The sequence below is a fragment of the Streptomyces himastatinicus ATCC 53653 genome (assembly GCF_000158915.1).
In the GTDB taxonomy this organism is placed as follows: domain Bacteria; phylum Actinomycetota; class Actinomycetes; order Streptomycetales; family Streptomycetaceae; genus Streptomyces; species Streptomyces himastatinicus.
This window is the reverse complement of the sequence record NZ_GG657754.1, coordinates 3,259,446-3,261,201: the sequence shown is the minus strand read 5'-3', so window position 1 is coordinate 3,261,201 and position 1,756 is coordinate 3,259,446. Positions and strand designations below refer to the sequence as shown.

At 74.2% G+C, this 1,756-nt stretch carries 2 protein-coding genes; both read right to left on the bottom strand.

The window, feature by feature from the left end:
- On the bottom strand, positions 1 to 705 hold a 705-nt coding region (locus SSOG_RS13145; RefSeq protein WP_009714712.1), incomplete at its 3' end, for an ABC transporter ATP-binding protein.
- A gap of 147 nt (positions 706 to 852) precedes the next feature.
- Positions 853 to 1,756, bottom strand: a 904-nt coding sequence (locus SSOG_RS13140) for a thiamine pyrophosphate-dependent enzyme (protein ID WP_039937436.1), incomplete at its 5' end; no start/stop codon positions are given.

The following is a 1,756-nucleotide window of genomic DNA, read 5'->3' as shown; positions in this document are numbered from 1 at the left end:
GATGCCCTCCGCGTCGGGGGACGCCGCCGAGCTCACCAGGAGGACGTCCAGCAGCGTCACGGTGCGGTCGGCGAGCGTGGCCACCTCCGGGTCCTGGGTGGCGAGCACGACGGTGATGCCGTGTGTCCGCGCTGCCGAGGTGAGCGTACGCAGCACCTGGGCGCGGTCGGCGCGGTGCAGCGGCGCGGTGGGCTCGTCCGCGAACAGCACACTGGGCGTGGGCGCCAGCGCCCGCGCGATCGCGACCCGCTGGCGCTGCGACTGGAGCAGCGCGCCGGGGCGCGCCCCGGCGCATTCGGCGACGTCGAGCCGCTCCAGCCACTCGCACGCCGCGCTCTTCGCGGCGCGCCGCCCGCTGCCGCGCAGCATCAGCGGCAGCGCCGCGTTCTCCCATCCGGTCAGCTCCGGCACGAGCTGCGGTTCGGTGTCGATCCAGCCGAAGTGGTCGCGCCACAGCCGCTCGCGGCTCAGGGGCGTGAGGGAGTGCACGGCGGTGTCGTTGAACCACACCTCTCCGTCGTCCGGGACGAGCTGGCCCGACAGACACTTCAGGAGCGTGGTCTTCCCGCAGCCCCGGGGGCCGGTCACCGCCAGGATCTCGCCCTCGCGGGCGTCGACGGAGACACTGGCGAGGGCGGGCGAGCCGTCATGGGCGTACGACAGGGTGCGTGCCCGGAGCACGTCGTTGTCGGGCGGAGCCACCATCCAGAGCACCTCGCCTTACCTGCGATCGTCTCGTTCCCCCGCCGGGGTGAACGAGGCCGGAGCCAATGGGTCACTAGGGGGCACGGTAAGGACTCCCGCCGGGGCCCGCGCCTGAGGCTCGGCCGGGGGCGGGCCGGGTTCCTCCGATCAGCCCTGGTGCGGTTCTCCGAGGTGGGTGGGCGCGAACATGCGCAGCAGGGCGGGGAGGACGACGACCGAGGGGCCCGGGGCGGCCAGCGCCGCCGCCAGGTCGGCGCGCAGCCGGTCGGGTGCCGTGCGTACGGCCGTCACGCCGAAGGACTCGGCGAGCGCGACGAAGTCCGGGCGGGCCAGTTCGGTGGCCGTCGCCTCGCCGAACGCGTCCGTCATGTACTCGCGCAGGATCCCGTAGCCGCCGTCGTCCACGATCAGCCAGGTCACGGGAAGGTCGTACTGGCGCGCGGTGGCGAGTTCGGCGATGGAGTACATGGCCCCGCCGTCGCCCGACACGGCCAGCACCGGCTTCGTACGGTCCGCGGCGGCGGCCCCCAGCGCGGCCGGTAGCCCGTAGCCGAGGCCGCCCGCGCCCTGGGCGGAGTGCATGGCGCCCGTGCGCGGATCGAACGCGGACCAGGCCCAGTACGCGAGGATCGTCATGTCCCAGAAGCTGGGCGCGTCATCGGGCAGGGCCTCCCGTACGGCGCCCAGCACCCGCTGCTCCAGGTCCAGGTCCTGCGCCGCGATCCGCTGCCGGACGCGGGCCAGCAGGGTGGCCGCGGTCTGGGCGCCGGTGGTCTTCGGGCGCGGGGTGACCTCGCTCGCCAGGGCGGTCAGGGCGGGCTTGGCGTCGGCGTGGATGCCGAGGGCCGGGTGGTTGGACTCCAGCTTGCCGAGGTCGGCCTCGATCTGGACGACCTGACCGCGGGGCCGGAACGTGTGGTAGTTGGACGAGAGTTCGCCGAGCCCCGAGCCGACCACGAGCAGGACGTCCGCGTCCTCCAGCAGGTCGGTCGTGTGCCGGTCCTCCATCCAGGACCGGAGGGAGAGGGGATGGTCCCAGGGGAACGCGCCC